Genomic DNA, 15011 nt, shown 5'->3' on the forward strand with positions numbered 1-15011 from the left:
TGTATTGATGGATGGAGTTATTAATGAGTAAAGTTCTAGCTAAAGGGTTGTTAACGGCTGCTGTGGCAATGGGATGTTTTACATCAACAGTAAATGCAGAAGAGATAACTGTTTGGGCGTGGGATCCTAATTTTAACGTTGCAATTATGGAAGAAGCGGCGACTCGTTACGAAGCAACACATCCTGATGTAGAGATTAAAGTTGTCGATTTTGCTCGTGAAAATATTGAGCAAAAACTCCATACCATGCTCGCTTCTGGTGTTACTTCATCACTGCCTGATATTACCCTTATCGAGGATTATAGCGCGCAGAAATACCTACAATCTTATCCTGGTTCATTTGCTTCTCTTTCCGGAAAAATTAATTACGACAATTTTGCCCCTTATAAAGTTGATTTAACAAAAGTAGGGACAGAAAACTACGGCGTTCCTTTTGATTCAGGGGTTGCTGGCCTCTATTACCGTACCGATATTTTAGCGCAAGCTGGTTTTAAAGCGGAAGATCTTGAGAATATCACTTGGCAAGAGTTTATAAAAATTGGCCAACAAGTTAAGGCAAAAACTGGCATCTCTATGTTAGGTAATAACCCATCGGATATGGGGTTAATTCGCATTATGATTCAAAGTGCGGGTGTGTGGTATTTTAATAATGACGGTTCGTTAAATATTGAAAATAATGCTGCACTTAAACAAGCATTAGAGGATTATAAGCAGCTTTACGCAACTGGAATTACTCGTGCAACTATCGGTTGGTCTGAGTGGGTGGGTGCAGCGAATAAAGGCAATGTTGCTTCAATGATCACCGGTGTTTGGATTACACCATCAGTGACAGCTGCAACGGATCAAGCCGGTAAATGGAAAATAGCGCCAGTACCTCGTTTAGAAACCGAAGGTGCCGTCAATGCATCAAACTTAGGTGGCTCTAGCTGGTACGTATTAGAAGCATCAAAAGAGAAAGCGACTGCCGTTGACTTTCTTGCTAAAACATTTGGTGAAGATGTTGGTTTATATAATCAAATCTTAAAAGAGCGTGGTGCGGTGGCATCGTATTTGCCAGCAGAGAAAACAGAAGCTTACCAATATTCAGATCAGTTCTTTGGTGGACAGAAAATTTACTCTGACTTTAGCAAATGGATGACTCAAATCCCAGCGGTTAACTATGGGATGTTTACTGCAGAAGTTGATGCGGCATTAGCTGCTCAGATCCCAGCGATTATGCAAGGCATGCCAATAGATAAAGCTCTAACTGCTGTTCAGCAACAACTTGAATATCAAATTCGTTAATTTGGTATTTCAATAAATCGACCGACTATATTTGCTTTCTTTTCATCTTAACCTCTATTTTTAGTTTGAATCGAAAGCAATATTATTGGTTTTTCACTTTCATTATATTTGGTATTTATTATGTCGACAGGCGTCGAAAAACGAGACAAGGTAAAGTCTCTAAAAAATAATAAAAACAGTTTTCAGCGTTTCTATGATATTAATGGTTGGGGTTTTGTTCTACCTGCTGTTCTGTTAGTGGCTGTTTTTATGCTTTATCCGATAGCTAATTCACTTTGGATCTCCCTTCATTCTGGACGTGGTGTCTTAGTTGAGTTTGTCGGTTTTGGCAATATAGAACGATTGTTCCATGATCCGGTATTTTTAAAAGCACTTTCTAATACGTTTATCTTTTTAATTATTCAAGTGCCGATCATGATTTTACTTTCACTGATCTTATCATCGTGCTTGAATTCACCCAATTTAAAGTTTCGCGGTCTGTTTAGATTAGCGATATTCCTGCCATGTGTCACTTCATTAGTGGCTTACTCGATTCTATTTAAGAGTATGTTTGCTTACGAAGGGATCATTAACACCTTCTTAATGTGGAGTGGCATCGTTTCGGATCCGATCCCTTGGATGGCGGATCCTTTCTGGGCTAAGGTGATGATTATTATCGCAATCACTTGGCGCTGGACTGGCTATAATATGATCTTCTATTTATCAGCGATGCAAAATATCGATAAGTCGATTTATGAAGCAGCGCGAATCGAAGGTGTTAGCCCTCTAAAACAATTTCTATTTATTACCGTGCCGTTATTAAAACCTGTCATTCTCTTTACCACGGTGATGTCAACGATCGGGACACTGCAGCTATTTGATGAAGTGATGAATATTACTCAAGGTGGCCCTGCAAATGAGACAATGACACTTTCGATGTACATCTATGATCTTTCATTTAAGTTTGTACCAAACTTTGGTTATGCATCAACGGTTTCTTATGTGATTGTTTTCTTTGCTGCTGTTTTAGCATTACTTCAATTCAAAGTCGCGAAGGATAAATAAGCATGAATAATAAGAATCGAATCTCTCGCATTTGTATGTATCTGTTCTTAATTGGGATGTCTGTGATTTCACTGTTCCCATTTTATTGGATGGTTGTATCAAGCACCAATACAACAACGGATATCAATACGGGTAAGTTTACCTTTGGTGACCAATTAATTGAGAATATTACCCGATTAAGCCAACAAGTTGATTTGGGCACTATTTTCTATAACACCTCTAAAATTGCGATTATTAGCACCATTTTCACACTGCTGATCTCTTCAATGGCAGGTTATGGATTTGAAGTTTATAAAAGCAAAAATCGTGACCGTGTCTATGGCGCGATGTTATTGACCATGATGATCCCATTTGCGGCGCTGATGATTCCACTGTTTACCTTAATGGCAAAAATTGGCTTATTAGATACCCATTTAGCGGTTATGTTGCCAACAATTGCTTCAGTATTTATTGTCTTTTACTTTAGACAGTGTACTAAAGCATTCCCTGCAGAATTGATTGATGCAGCACGAGTTGATGGTGTTAAAGATTGGAAAATTTATCTTTATATCTATATGCCTGTGATGAAAACGACCTATGCAGCCGCATTTATTATTGTCTTTATGGCGTCATGGAATGCATTTTTATGGCCATTGATTGTATTGCAATCGGCTGAGCTAAAAACCATTAACTTAGTGCTATCTTCTCTATCTTCTGCCTATTTCCCTGATTTTGGCATGATTATGGTAGGAACAGTAATAGCAACAATACCGACACTGGCTGTGTTCTTCTTAATGCAGAAACAGTTTGTTGCCGGGATGACGGGCTCAGTTAAATAGTCGAATAAAAAATTAAATATGCTCGCGTCGATAAGGCGTGAGAAAAAATAACGATTCCTTTTGCTTATTAATTTTTTGAATAAAGAGCAAAAGATGAAAATTTAGGAATTTAAGGTAATAATCATGGCGGATATTAAACTTTCAAATGTGGTAAAAAGTTACGGTGATACCACAGTAATCCATGGTGTAGATCTCGATATTAAACATGGCGAGTTTGTGGTCTTTGTTGGACCATCAGGTTGTGGTAAGTCAACGTTATTGCGACTAGTAGCCGGTCTTGAAGAGATCACTGATGGTGAATTAGAGATTGATAATAAAGTCGTTAACCATGTTGATCCCGCTGAACGTGGTATTGCGATGGTATTCCAATCTTATGCGCTGTATCCACATATGACAGTGGAAGAGAACATGGGCTTTGGGATGAAAATGAATGGCTTCCCGAAAGATGAAATTAAACAACGAGTCACTCGTGCTGCAACGGCACTGCAACTTGAAAAATTGATGGATCGTAAGCCAAAAGATATGTCAGGTGGTCAGCGTCAACGTGTTGCAATAGGTCGAGCAATTGTTCGTGATCCTAAAGTATTCCTATTTGATGAGCCATTGTCTAACTTGGATGCAGAACTGCGTGTCGATATGCGTTTGCAGATTTCAAGTCTTCACCGTGAGCTTGCAACAACCATGGTTTATGTTACCCATGATCAAGTTGAGGCGATGACCTTAGCGGATAAGATTGTGGTATTACGTGATGGTCGAATTGAGCAAGTCGGTTCACCTTTAGAGCTTTATAATAGTCCGGCGAATGAATTTGTCGCTGGATTTATTGGTTCACCAAAAATGAATATGTTACCCGCAACGGTGGTTGAAATCAGCGGCAATACTGCGACAGTTCAATTACCTGATCAACAAGTGGTGACCATTCCTGTTGATGCTACGGCGCTTTCAAATGGTGATCGAGTGATGTTTGGTTTACGTCCTGAACATATGGAAGTGAATGGTGAAGGTGAGCAAAAGTTAGAGTTTGTGACGGATGCGGTTGAGCGTTTAGGGGCGAGTACTTATCTATTCGGTCGTGTTGGTGGGCAAGAAAACTTTAAAGTTCATGTGTCTGGTGATAAAGAGGTTGGTCGTGGTGATAAGATCTCTTTAAGCTTCCAGGTTGACGATTGCCACTTGTTCTTCAATCAAAAGTGTATTTCAAATCTTTAAACTGATTTATACCTAAAGTCATTGGCGTAGCTAGTCGACAGCAAGTGAGTGAGGCCCATGAGTATAGGTTTTCTATATGATTGGGGTGAATGAATATCGCCAACAACCTAGCAACTTTAAGTCAGAAGGGTATAGACGTTAGACATTTTCAACGTTACAAAGTATAAAAAACCCGATGTTAACCTCTTTCTCGTTAACCATCGGGTTTTTTATTTATCTGCTTATCTCTTGGCTTTCTTGCCACGATTCTTATGAATATTGAGTTTCGCTTTCATTTTTCGTTTCTCTTCAGAACGGCTTAATTTACGGCGTGGCTGCTCGGTTTCTTCCACGATATCTTCGAGTAAACTTGGCTCAAACCCTTTTAACCACTCTTGTGGTAAAGGTTTCTCTAATAGATCTTCGATAGCTTTTAGCAAATACTCTTCATGATGAGCCATAAAGGAAACCGCATTCCCAGCTTTTCCTGCTCGCCCTGTACGTCCAATACGATGGATATAATCTTCAGCTTTATAAGGCAGATCATAATTAATCACATGTTCTAGCTCAATAATATCAATACCTCGGGCAGCAACATCCGTGGCGATAAGTGCACGAACTTTTCCTGACTTAAAATCATCCAATGCCTTCTGGCGTGCGCCTTGGCTTTTATCACCATGAATAGAGGCGGCTTTGATGCCATCTAATTTCAACTCTTTGACTAACGCATCAGTACTTTGTTTTGTTTTTGTAAAGACCAGAACTTGTTGCCAATTTCTTGATCCAATCAGGTAGGCCAGAAGCTCTGATTTTCTTTTTCTGTCGACAGGATACACAATATGAGAGACAGTATCTGCCGTACTGTTTTGCGGTGAAACTTGAACTTCTTTAGGGTTATCTAAGATCTTATAAGCTAATTTTTTGATCTGTTCTTCAAAGGTCGCAGAGAAGAATAGGGTCTGACGCTGTTTAGGAAGGCGCTGCATAATACGTTGAATATCAGGAAGGAATCCCATATCTAACATACGGTCAGCTTCATCAATGACCAACATCTTTAGCTCAGCAAGTGAAATGGTTTTGGTAAAGATATGGTCGATTAGTCGTCCTGGTGTTGCCACTAGAATATCTGCACCTTGACGTAGTCGTGACTTCTGGACATTCAGGCTAGTTCCGCCGTAAGCAACTTCAATGATCAGCTCGATTTCACCACAATAGGTTTTTAGACTATCGTAAACCTGCTGAGCCAGTTCTCTGGTTGGTACTAAAATAAGGCCTTGAACTCGATTTTTTAGCGTTGATTGATTCTCTTCTTGCTGGTTAAGTTGTGCAAGCATTTGGATCATTGGTAATCCAAAAGCGGCTGTTTTTCCTGTTCCTGTTTGTGCACCGGCTAAAAGGTCATGATGAGAAAATACATGAGGAATAGCTGTAAGTTGAATTTCAGTTGGTACTTTAAATCCTGCTTGAGTAATATTTTCCAGTAGTTGAGAACTTAAACCTAGAGAGTCAAAAGAGGGGATGGAGTTAGACATTATCAGCAAACCTATAGCAAAAATAGGCGGCAAGTGTAGCAAATCAGAGTCAGTTCTGCGACAAGCAAAAGAGTACATCCCAAATAATTGAAACGCCGAGTAAGCGGCAGTGAAATAAGTTCTATGAGTATAACCCACAACTTAGCCGCTTTAACTAACGAATTAACAAGTTGAATTCAAGGTTTTATATTCATTAAAGCGTGGTAGACTCAATAAAGGCAATAATTAACAAATAGGAGCAGAATAAACAATGGACAAGGTATATAACTTTAGCGCAGGACCCGCAATGCTACCGAGTGCTGTTTTGGCACAAGCTCAAAAAGAGTTAGTTAATTGGCAAGGTTTAGGAACATCGGTGATGGAGATCTCCCACCGTAGCCAACCTTTTATGAAGGTGGCTGAAGAGTCGGAACAAAATCTTCGAACTCTGCTTTCGATTCCTGATAATTATCGTGTGCTATTTTTTCAAGGTGGAGCAAGAGCACAGTTTGCCGCTGTACCAATGAATATTCTGGGTGATAAACAATGTGCAGATTATATGGATGGCGGCTTCTGGGCTCATAGTGCAATCATCGAAGCAGAAAAATATTGCACCCCCATTCGCAGCGATATCACCTGTATGAGAGATGGAAAAAAAGCGATTCTTCCTGCCTCAGAATGGCCTATTTCCGATCAAGGGGCTTATCTTCATTTCTGCCCTAATGAAACGATTGATGGCATTGAGATCCGTGATCTTCCCGTGACAGATAAGCCGATTGTTGCTGATATGTCCTCAACTATCTTATCTCGACAGATTGATGTAAGTCGTTACGGCATCATCTACGCCGGGGCACAAAAAAATATTGGTCCCGCAGGCTTAACCATTGTGATTGTGCGTGATGATCTTCTTGGGTTAGCTCAGCAGCATCTTCCAACCATTCTTAACTATCAAGTCGCTGTTGATAAAGAGTCAATGTTCAATACGCCACCCACTTTTGCATGGTATTTAGCAGGCGAAGTGTTTAAATGGTTATTAGAGCAGGGTGGTTTACCGGTTATTGAAGCGAAGAATCAGCAAAAAGCCGATTTACTTTATCACTATATTGATAACTCTGACTTCTATCATAACTCTGTCCACTCTGATAACCGATCGTTGATGAATATCCCTTTTCAGTTGAGCGATCCAGAACTTGATGGTGAATTTTTAAAGCTGGCGACCGAGTCCGGGCTTCATGCATTAAAAGGACATCGCGTGGTAGGAGGAATGCGAGCTTCTATTTATAACGCGATGCCAATTGAAGGTGTTCAGGCATTAGTCAACTTTATGGTAGAGTTTGAAAGACGTCATCATAAATAATTGATATTGCCATTAATTAGATCAATAAGCCCGATAAATACGCTGTAAATAGCGATGAATTTATCGGGCTTATTCATATTTTTTATATACCTAATAACGTCAAGCCAGAAGGAGATTGATCTAATCAGTCGCTTGCTCTTTAAGGTTTCTATAAACCGCGATAGATTCGGCTAAAATTTCTGATGCACTTTGATCACACGGTGGTAATTCAACAATCTCAGCGTTGATAGGCATCACTCGGTCACCCCACTTAATATAAGCGGCTCCCCAAGTTAATCCCGCACCAAATGCGGCAGACAGGATATTGCTATTAGGTGTGATTCGACCTTGTTCTGCCGCTTCACATAAAGCAATTGGCACTGTTGCTGCCGAAGTATTGCCATATTGCTGAATATTGATAAAGGCTTTTTCTAATGGAATCTTGGCATGATCACAAAGCGCTTCGATAATCCGTTTATTGGCTTGATGAGGAAGAACGAGATCAATATCCTCATTGGTTATCTTTGCTCTTTCTAAGACAATATGAGCTGCGGTTGCCATTCCTTTAACGGCACGTTTAAAGATATCTTTGCCATTGAATTGGAAGGTGTATAAACCGTTATCTTTAGCAAAACGATCCATTCCTGTCCCAAAATCTGGAATACAAAGCGACTCTCGACCAGAGGGATCACAACCTAGCTGTGCTTGTAAAAGACCACTCGGTTTATCTGTTCGACTAAGGACAACGGCTCCAGCCCCATCTCCGAAAAGAACCGCAGTTTTTCTTTTGTCCCAACATAAGAGCCAAGTTAAATGCTCGGCACCAACAATGATGGCGTTACGGTAATTACCCGCTTGAATCATTCGAGTGGCGACTTCTAAACCATAGATAAACCCACTGCAAGCGGCATTAAGATCAAATACCGCCGCATTTTTTGCACCAAGTTTGATTTGTACTTTTGATGCGATATTCGGAATAATGGTATCTGGTGTGCAACTCGCAATAATTAGTAAATCCACCTCTTCTGCTTTAATGCCTGCACAATTGATGGCATTTTGAGCAGCGACATAAGCTAATTCAGATGTTTCAACATGACTAACACGGCGAGATTCAATCCCTGTTCGTGAGGTAATCCACTGATCTGAAGTATCAACAAAAGTACTTAACTCAGTATTTGATAACTTGGTTGGAGGGAGGCACTTACCCCAACCTGTGATTTCTGCAAAGTAGTTAGTCTGGTTCATATTGATACTCGTTTAAATAAAATTAAGTCTAGTTTATACCCGTCATACTTGAAGTTACTAGTTTAGGTTTATTACAGCATTGCTTGTACTCGTTCACCTTAGACATATATACCTTTCATACTTGAAGTCGCTAGGTTGTTGGCGGTACTCGTTCTCCCAATCATAGAGTACAGCTATACTCATGGGACCTCACTCACTCACTTGCCGCCGACTAGCAACGCCAATTATTTTAGGTATAGATCGACGTTAGTTTACCAAAATAACCAAGCAAAAAGTGTCAGAGCAATAATGCAGATAACATTCAATACGATACCTACACGCATCATCTCTCTTTGTTTAATGTGCCCAGAACCAAAGACAATCGCATTTGGTGGCGTTGCAACAGGTAACATAAATGCACAAGATGCGGCCACTGCAATTAATGCAGATAAAATAATTGGAGAGATACCTAGCGCCTCTGCAATTGTGGCAAAGACCGGAATTAATAACGCGGCACTGGCGGTATTACTGGCAAATTCCGTTAAGAAAACCACAAAGGTGACAACGGCGATAATGGTAATTAACATCCCTGCTTGATCAAGGAATACACTTAAGTTCTGCGCAAGAAATAGACTCGCCCCCGTCGCTTTTAAAACATTACTTAAACAGATACCTCCACCAAATAGGATTAAAACTCCCCATTCCGTCGATTTATCAATATCTTTCCACTCAACGACTCGGGCAATACCTAAAAGTACAATGGCACTTAGGGCAATAATAGTATCGAATTTACTAATTCCACCTAAGAATCCATTAATCTGTTTACTAAATATCCACATGAAAACAGTCAGTGCAAAGATCGCGAGGGTAATCTTACGTTGGCTATTCCATTCAATTGGAGTGTGGTCTAATTCAAATGTATGATTTAAATTTGGTTTTAGTAGTAGGTAAAGAACGCCAACCGCAAGAGGAAGAAGAATTAAAGATATCGGCAGTCCAAATGCCATCCATTCTGTAAAGGTTAAGCCAACTTCGGCTGCTGCAATCGCATTTGGTGGGCTACCAACGATAGTTGCAATTCCACCAATACTGGCACAATAAGCAATTCCTAGTAATACAAAGACTAATGTATTACGTTCATTTTTAGCATCCACTTTATTCAGAACACCTAATACCAATGGTAGCATCATCGCTGTTGTTGCCGTATTACTTATCCACATCGACAAACCCGCAGTGACAGCAAAAAGCATCAATACGGCGACAGACATTTTTCCTTTAGCAACAACCAGAACTTTATCAGCAATAACTTGGTCAAGCTTCTGCTTATGGAGCGCCGCAGCAAGAGCAAATCCACCTAAAAAGAGGAATATAATGGGGTTGGAGAAATTTGCTAATGCTTGAGGCGTTTTAAATACTCCGAGAACGACGGCAAGTACTGCGACTAAAATAGCCGTGATACTGACATGAATTGCCTCGGTTAACCAAAGAATAGCAACAAAGACTAAAATACTTAGCCCTTTAACGACATCTGGCTCAAAAGGCAGTGTTGTTAATAGAATAATCAACAGTAAACAGTCAGCAAGAAAGATTAAGGTGTTTTTTTGTAAAAACCACTCTTTTGTTGTTGTGGGAGTTGGTGATGATTGCATAAACATTCCTTTTTATTATTCGTTAAATTAAATGCCAGATCGAACTAGTCTGTATTTCTTGGTTCTATTTGTTGCTATAAAATTATTGTCTTGTCACATCTATGTGATTGTTTTGTATTATAAGTTGTATGGTATTAATAAACGTGATCTGGGTGGATAAAATAAAAATTGGAAAATTATTATTGGTGTGAAAGGTGAAAGATAAGTGAAAAGTGTTATGCGAAGAAAATAATAGATAAAAGAGTATCTATTGAGGTTGTTGACCAATTGGTTCACTAGGACCTAAGAATTTAGGTTGTTGATTGAGGATATAAATATCGAGAATTGCTTTAATTCGGGCAAAAACTTCACGAATTCTAACCTTTAACCCAGAAGAACCTTGTGGGCCTGGAACCGCAAGACAAATAGCATCGATATCTCGGTGCTTAGCAATAAAAAGAGCTCTCTCACAATGAAAGCGTTGAGTCACGATAATAAAGTTATTACTTTGGAATACTAGCTTTGCTCTTACTATCGAATCTAAAGTACGAAACCCTGCATAATCTAAATAGATCGCTTGCTCGGGAATTCCCGCTTTTAGTAAATCTCGTTTCATTGTCCAGGGTTCATTATATGAGCGATGGGCATTATCACCACTCAATAGTAGATAATTTACCTTTTTTTCTTTATAAAGATCAGTGGCAGTTTTTACTCGGTAGTAATAATAGGCATTAATATTTCCACCTTTTACATATTTACTGGTTCCTAATATCAATGCAACAGGACGAGAAGGAAGTGTATTTATATCGGTATAGATCTTCTCTGAGGATTGCCAGCTAAATGCTCTATCAATCGCAAGTAATGTCAAGAAAGCCGTGATGAATAGAACCGTTATTGAGAGAGCTAATTTTTTGATAATCATAAAATATTACTCCTCTTTCGTTGTCCTGATAAGGGTTTAATACCCTTTACTTGAGGTGATAAGGCAGACTTAATGCCCTTCTTACTTGAAGTTGCTAGATTGTTGGCTATACTCATTCACTTGCCGCCGACGAGCAACTCCAATTATTTTGGGTATAGTCGTAACGATAGTACTCATTTACCCTAATCATATAATACATCTATCGTAATTTAGTTCGTTAAGCTAATCAAGAAGGGCTTTTTTATTAACAATGAAAATCATACGTTTGAGAATATTTCTAATGGTTTGAATGAAATAGTTGATTAAGAGACAACGAAGATAGAGAGAGCAATGCGTTGTGATGATTGAGATTTTATCGTTGAGCTAAAGAATGGTGACTCTTCCATCAAATCAACTAACTGTTGCTGCCTAGTTAGTGAACTGGTAAAGATGAATGTAAGAGGTTTAACCATTATTTTACCGTCAAAAGCAGCCGTAAGTTCATCGACATAGATAAAAATCGTTTTATCATCTTGAGTATGAGATAAGGATTGGCTGGCTTGATCGAAATAGTTAACTGCGACCGACAGGTCTGACTCAATCTCTTGCACTAATGTAACAAACAGTTCGACATCGGTCTTTCCTGATGAAAAACTCATGGTTAAAATTTCATTTAGGCGTTGCTCTAAATTAATGGATCCATGACGTCCTTTTTTAATTAATTTTTTAATATCTTTATTAATTAAGTTGTATTTTTGATTTAGCTGCTGCTTTTTTAAGTATTTTATTATCAGGGTATTTGTTGCTGTAATTGTATTATATTTAGACGTGGTTACTCGCAAACTATTCATATGAAGCAGAGCATAAAGAGCAAGTTGGTTTAGCTGTTGGGAGTAATTCATAATATCCAAATTAGATAGGAGTGCAGATGATATATCAAGATAATTGTATGATATTTAATTTATTATAGAACACTCTGAGTGCCTTTGAAAGTAACATCTAGCGTGATTAACCATGCTTTGAATAACTTAACCCAATATCTAATTTTATTTACTTATGAGATAGAGTTATCAATAAATGTATTTTCTGTTTACCTGATGCAGCTAGGTTGTTGGTTATATTCATTCGCCCCAATCATATAGAAAACCTAGACTCATGGGGCCTCATTCACTTACCGTCTACTAGCAACGCCAATTACTTTGGGTATACCAGTAACTCTAAATGTTAAATTAGCTATGATCAGTTTGCTAACTTGATGCCTGTTTTATCAACTTGACGTTTTAATTGTTCTGTCATTGGGATCGGTTTTTCTATTTTAACTGGTTTCGATTGTGGTTGCTGCTGTGGCTTATTTTCGGGCTTAGCTTGTTGATAGGTTGCTTTCGCAGGCGTCATTGGAATAATTTTTACGCCATCTTTAAATTGAACGCGAACCCCTTTTTGTGGTTCATGCTTACTTTGGGTAAAGGTAACGGCAGAGTTAGTCGTTTTCTGCGGTGTCGCTTTTTTGATCGCTTGTTGTAGTTGAGTTTGGGTTGCAAAGCCCGGAATAATCGTTGTATTTTCAAATGTAATATTTTTCAATGGCATAATGATATAAGCCGGAGTTCCAGAAAAATAGAGCGCTTTTGCTATCTGGTTGTTTTGATTGATCTCACTAGCCCAATTTTTTAGTGCTTCTGGGGAATAGATGAGATTAGAGGTTTCCATTGCTGTTTGAATTTCAGCTTCATTCACTGGTGTATTGGCAAGTTTTAATGCCATGATTTTATCATGATATAGTGTAAAACCTTCCACACCTCCTTGTTTATAAGCTTCTAAACTGGCTTGAGCTAATGTCGTTGAAAGAGGAGATCGTCCAGCTAGAACGGGGTAATTTTTAATGATCAATTTAACGTTTTTATTGGCAGCTAGAATGTTATCGACAATCGGTACCGATTTAATACAGTAAGAACATTGATAATCAAGAAATTTAATGACAGCGACATTGGTACTCTCTTCTGAGCTTCCTTTTTCTACCTTATAAGGGGTCTCTTTGTCATTAAGTAGCATATCTTTAAATAGTTGAACTTTCTGCTTCTGTTGAACGGCTTTTTTCTCAGCCTCTTTTTTTCGCAAGTTATTACTGGCTTTAACGAGGAATTCAGGATTATTGATTAGGTATTCGGTCGCTATTTGAGCAATCGCGTCTTGTTGAGCTGAAGTGAAGAGATCAGTGAGTCCGTCTTCATCTCTTTTATCTGTGGTTTGTGTTTTTTTTGCCGCGGTAAGTTTGACGGCCGCCTGACTATTGTCGTTTTGATTATTAGCTGGATTGGCGTAACTGGTTGTTGATAAGAGAGCCATTAATGTCACGGCTAAGAGTGAACTTTTCATACTAAATCCTTATGAATGATATTTAACATACGTGTGGCGTGAAACACCGTAAAGTTAAACATGAATTTCAGATTTAGTAGCCATAAATACGTTGATTAATAATCATATTTAATCTTTTAAAAGAAAAAAGCCTAATAATTGTTTCATTAATAAAACGGACTCGATGTTTATTAATAAATATTATTAGGCTTTACTGAAAAACGAATTTTAGCTTATTTCTGTTTTATTATTTTCCGTGCGGATTACGAGTATCTTGACCTGTATTCAAGTTACGCATTAGAAGCGCATACTCAAGATCAACATCGTTTGGAACCGGGATAAAGACAAAGTGTCCATTACCTTTGGCTGATTCAACGATTTCACCTTTACGGTTTTCCATTGTTTCTAATGGGAAGACAATGTTACCTTGTGGAGTCATCAGTTCTAAGCTGTCACCAATGATAAATTTGTTTTTCACTTCAACTTCAGCTAAATCGCCTTTACGGTTGCCTGTAAATTCACCCACGAACTGCTGCTGTTCAGAGATCGAGTAACCATAATCGTAGTTTTGGTATTGGTCATGAGTGTGACGACGTAAGAAACCTTCAGTATAACCACGGTGAGCAAGGCTCTCTAGTGTTGACATTAGGCTCTCATCGAATGGTTTACCTGCAACGGCATCATCGATTGCTTTACGATATACTTGAGCAGTACGCGCACAGTAATAAAATGACTTAGTACGCCCTTCAATTTTTAGTGAGTGGATACCCATCTTAGTTAAGCGATCAACATGTTGAATTGCGCGAAGATCTTTAGAGTTCATGATATAAGTACCATGTTCATCTTCGTAAGCTGCCATCATTTCACCAGGACGTTTACCTTCTTCAAGTAGGATCACTTCATCACTCGGTGCACCAACACCCAGCGTTGGCTCAACAGTTTTGACTGCTTCTTGAACTTCAACGATTTGACCTGCATCGTTCTCTTCTGCTTTGTGAACTTTGTAATCCCAACGACATGCGTTAGTACAAGTACCTTGGTTTGGATCACGTTTATTGATATAACCAGAAAGTAGGCAGCGACCTGAATACGCCATACAAAGCGCACCGTGAACAAAGATTTCAATCTCTGTTTCAGGGCATTTTTCGCGGATTTCTTGGATTTCTTCTAATGATAGTTCACGAGAAAGAATGACACGCTCAATACCTTGCGTTGACCAAAATTTTACTGTTGCCCAGTTAACCGCATTAGCTTGAACGGATAAATGGATTGGCATGTCAGGGAAGTTTTCACGAACCATCATAATTAGGCCTGGGTCAGACATAATCAGTGCGTCTGGACCCATTTCTACGATTGGTTTAAGATCACGAATGAAGGTTTTTAGTTTTGAGTTATGCGGTTGGATATTACAAACAACATAAAGTCTTTTACCTAGAGCATGCGCTTCATTAATACCAATCTGTAAATTTTCGTGGTTAAACTCATTATTACGCACACGAAGGCTATAACGTGGCTGTCCTGCATAAACGGCATCAGCACCATAAGCAAAGGCGTAACGCATATTTTTAAGGCTACCAGCAGGAGAGAGTAATTCAGGTGTAAAAGTCATTTTTTATCTTCTTATATCTGATTGTAAGTCAGGCTACACCACCAAATGGTGTAGATGAGGCGGCGATTCTATAGTGATCGGCCTGTAAATAGCAAATAATCACAAAAAATTAAT

Annotated in this window: 12 protein-coding genes; 5 read left to right on the plus strand and 7 right to left on the minus strand. The window is 38.9% G+C overall.

Annotation, left to right across the window (positions count from 1 at the left end; translation table 11 throughout):
- Positions 1 to 23 precede the first annotated feature (23 nt).
- The 4 genes from L0B53_RS10975 (at position 24) to L0B53_RS10990 (ending at position 4354) form a co-directional block, all read left to right on the plus strand.
- Positions 24 to 1283: an ABC transporter substrate-binding protein gene (locus L0B53_RS10975; RefSeq protein ID WP_235062073.1), complete on the plus strand. Its 1260-nt coding sequence runs from the start codon at positions 24 to 26 to the stop codon at positions 1281 to 1283.
- 120 nt (positions 1284 to 1403) lie between these two features.
- Positions 1404 to 2327, plus strand: coding sequence for a carbohydrate ABC transporter permease (locus tag L0B53_RS10980; RefSeq protein ID WP_235062074.1), 924 nt, complete (start codon positions 1404 to 1406; stop codon positions 2325 to 2327).
- A 2-nt stretch (positions 2328 to 2329) separates the two neighbouring features.
- Positions 2330 to 3145, plus strand: coding sequence for a carbohydrate ABC transporter permease (locus L0B53_RS10985; protein ID WP_235062075.1), 816 nt, complete (start codon positions 2330 to 2332; stop codon positions 3143 to 3145).
- Between the two features lie 123 nt (positions 3146 to 3268).
- Complete coding sequence (locus L0B53_RS10990) at positions 3269 to 4354, plus strand: ABC transporter ATP-binding protein (RefSeq protein WP_235062076.1); 1086 nt, start codon at positions 3269 to 3271, stop codon at positions 4352 to 4354.
- Positions 4355 to 4575: 221 nt separating this feature from the next.
- Here the strand turns inward: L0B53_RS10990 and L0B53_RS10995 are convergent, their stop codons facing one another.
- A complete protein-coding gene (locus L0B53_RS10995; RefSeq protein WP_235062077.1) occupies positions 4576 to 5865 on the minus strand; it encodes a DEAD/DEAH box helicase in 1290 nt (429 codons plus the stop codon).
- A gap of 250 nt (positions 5866 to 6115) precedes the next feature.
- On the opposite strand from L0B53_RS10995, the gene serC reads away from it, so the two are divergent.
- Positions 6116 to 7201: a 3-phosphoserine/phosphohydroxythreonine transaminase gene (gene serC, locus L0B53_RS11000; protein ID WP_235062078.1), complete on the plus strand. Its 1086-nt coding sequence runs from the start codon at positions 6116 to 6118 to the stop codon at positions 7199 to 7201.
- A gap of 120 nt (positions 7202 to 7321) precedes the next feature.
- Here serC and L0B53_RS11005 read toward each other — a convergent pair whose 3' ends face one another.
- From L0B53_RS11005 to yegQ, 6 genes are all read right to left on the minus strand, one after another.
- Positions 7322 to 8425: a ketoacyl-ACP synthase III gene (locus L0B53_RS11005; protein WP_235062079.1), complete on the minus strand. Its 1104-nt coding sequence runs from the start codon at positions 8423 to 8425 to the stop codon at positions 7322 to 7324.
- A 251-nt stretch (positions 8426 to 8676) separates the two neighbouring features.
- Positions 8677 to 10053, minus strand: a complete 1377-nt coding sequence (locus tag L0B53_RS11010) for a DASS family sodium-coupled anion symporter (RefSeq protein ID WP_235062080.1) — start codon at positions 10051 to 10053, stop codon at positions 8677 to 8679.
- Positions 10054 to 10300: 247 nt separating this feature from the next.
- Positions 10301 to 10954: a vancomycin high temperature exclusion protein gene (locus L0B53_RS11015; protein ID WP_235062081.1), complete on the minus strand. Its 654-nt coding sequence runs from the start codon at positions 10952 to 10954 to the stop codon at positions 10301 to 10303.
- 302 nt (positions 10955 to 11256) lie between these two features.
- Complete coding sequence (locus L0B53_RS11020) at positions 11257 to 11835, minus strand: DUF2913 family protein (protein ID WP_235062082.1); 579 nt, start codon at positions 11833 to 11835, stop codon at positions 11257 to 11259.
- Positions 11836 to 12172: 337 nt separating this feature from the next.
- On the minus strand, positions 12173 to 13309 hold the full coding sequence (locus tag L0B53_RS11025) for a thioredoxin domain-containing protein (protein ID WP_235062083.1): 1137 nt from the start codon (positions 13307 to 13309) through the stop codon (positions 12173 to 12175).
- Positions 13310 to 13535: 226 nt separating this feature from the next.
- Entirely contained in the window at positions 13536 to 14897 is a 1362-nt protein-coding gene (gene yegQ, locus L0B53_RS11030) for a tRNA 5-hydroxyuridine modification protein YegQ (protein WP_235062084.1), read from the minus strand.
- Positions 14898 to 15011: the final 114 nt, after the last annotated feature.

This window comes from Vibrio sp. SS-MA-C1-2 (assembly GCF_021513135.1).
In the GTDB taxonomy this organism is placed as follows: domain Bacteria; phylum Pseudomonadota; class Gammaproteobacteria; order Enterobacterales; family Vibrionaceae.

Bases quoted from the DNA above. Each gene is read 5' to 3' on its own strand.
- L0B53_RS10975 (WP_235062073.1), top strand. From the start codon at position 24: ATGAGTAAAGTTCTAGCTAAAGGGTTGTTAACGGCTGCTGTGGCAATG.
- L0B53_RS10980 (WP_235062074.1), top strand. From the start codon at position 1,404: ATGTCGACAGGCGTCGAAAAACGAGACAAGGTAAAGTCTCTAAAAAAT.
- L0B53_RS10985 (WP_235062075.1), top strand. From the start codon at position 2,330: ATGAATAATAAGAATCGAATCTCTCGCATTTGTATGTATCTGTTCTTA.
- L0B53_RS10990 (WP_235062076.1), top strand. From the start codon at position 3,269: ATGGCGGATATTAAACTTTCAAATGTGGTAAAAAGTTACGGTGATACC.
- L0B53_RS10995 (WP_235062077.1), bottom strand. From the start codon at position 5,865: ATGTCTAACTCCATCCCCTCTTTTGACTCTCTAGGTTTAAGTTCTCAA.
- serC (WP_235062078.1), top strand. From the start codon at position 6,116: ATGGACAAGGTATATAACTTTAGCGCAGGACCCGCAATGCTACCGAGT.
- L0B53_RS11005 (WP_235062079.1), bottom strand. From the start codon at position 8,425: ATGAACCAGACTAACTACTTTGCAGAAATCACAGGTTGGGGTAAGTGC.
- L0B53_RS11010 (WP_235062080.1), bottom strand. From the start codon at position 10,053: ATGCAATCATCACCAACTCCCACAACAACAAAAGAGTGGTTTTTACAA.
- L0B53_RS11015 (WP_235062081.1), bottom strand. From the start codon at position 10,954: ATGATTATCAAAAAATTAGCTCTCTCAATAACGGTTCTATTCATCACG.
- L0B53_RS11020 (WP_235062082.1), bottom strand. From the start codon at position 11,835: ATGAATTACTCCCAACAGCTAAACCAACTTGCTCTTTATGCTCTGCTT.
- L0B53_RS11025 (WP_235062083.1), bottom strand. From the start codon at position 13,309: ATGAAAAGTTCACTCTTAGCCGTGACATTAATGGCTCTCTTATCAACA.
- yegQ (WP_235062084.1), bottom strand. From the start codon at position 14,897: ATGACTTTTACACCTGAATTACTCTCTCCTGCTGGTAGCCTTAAAAAT.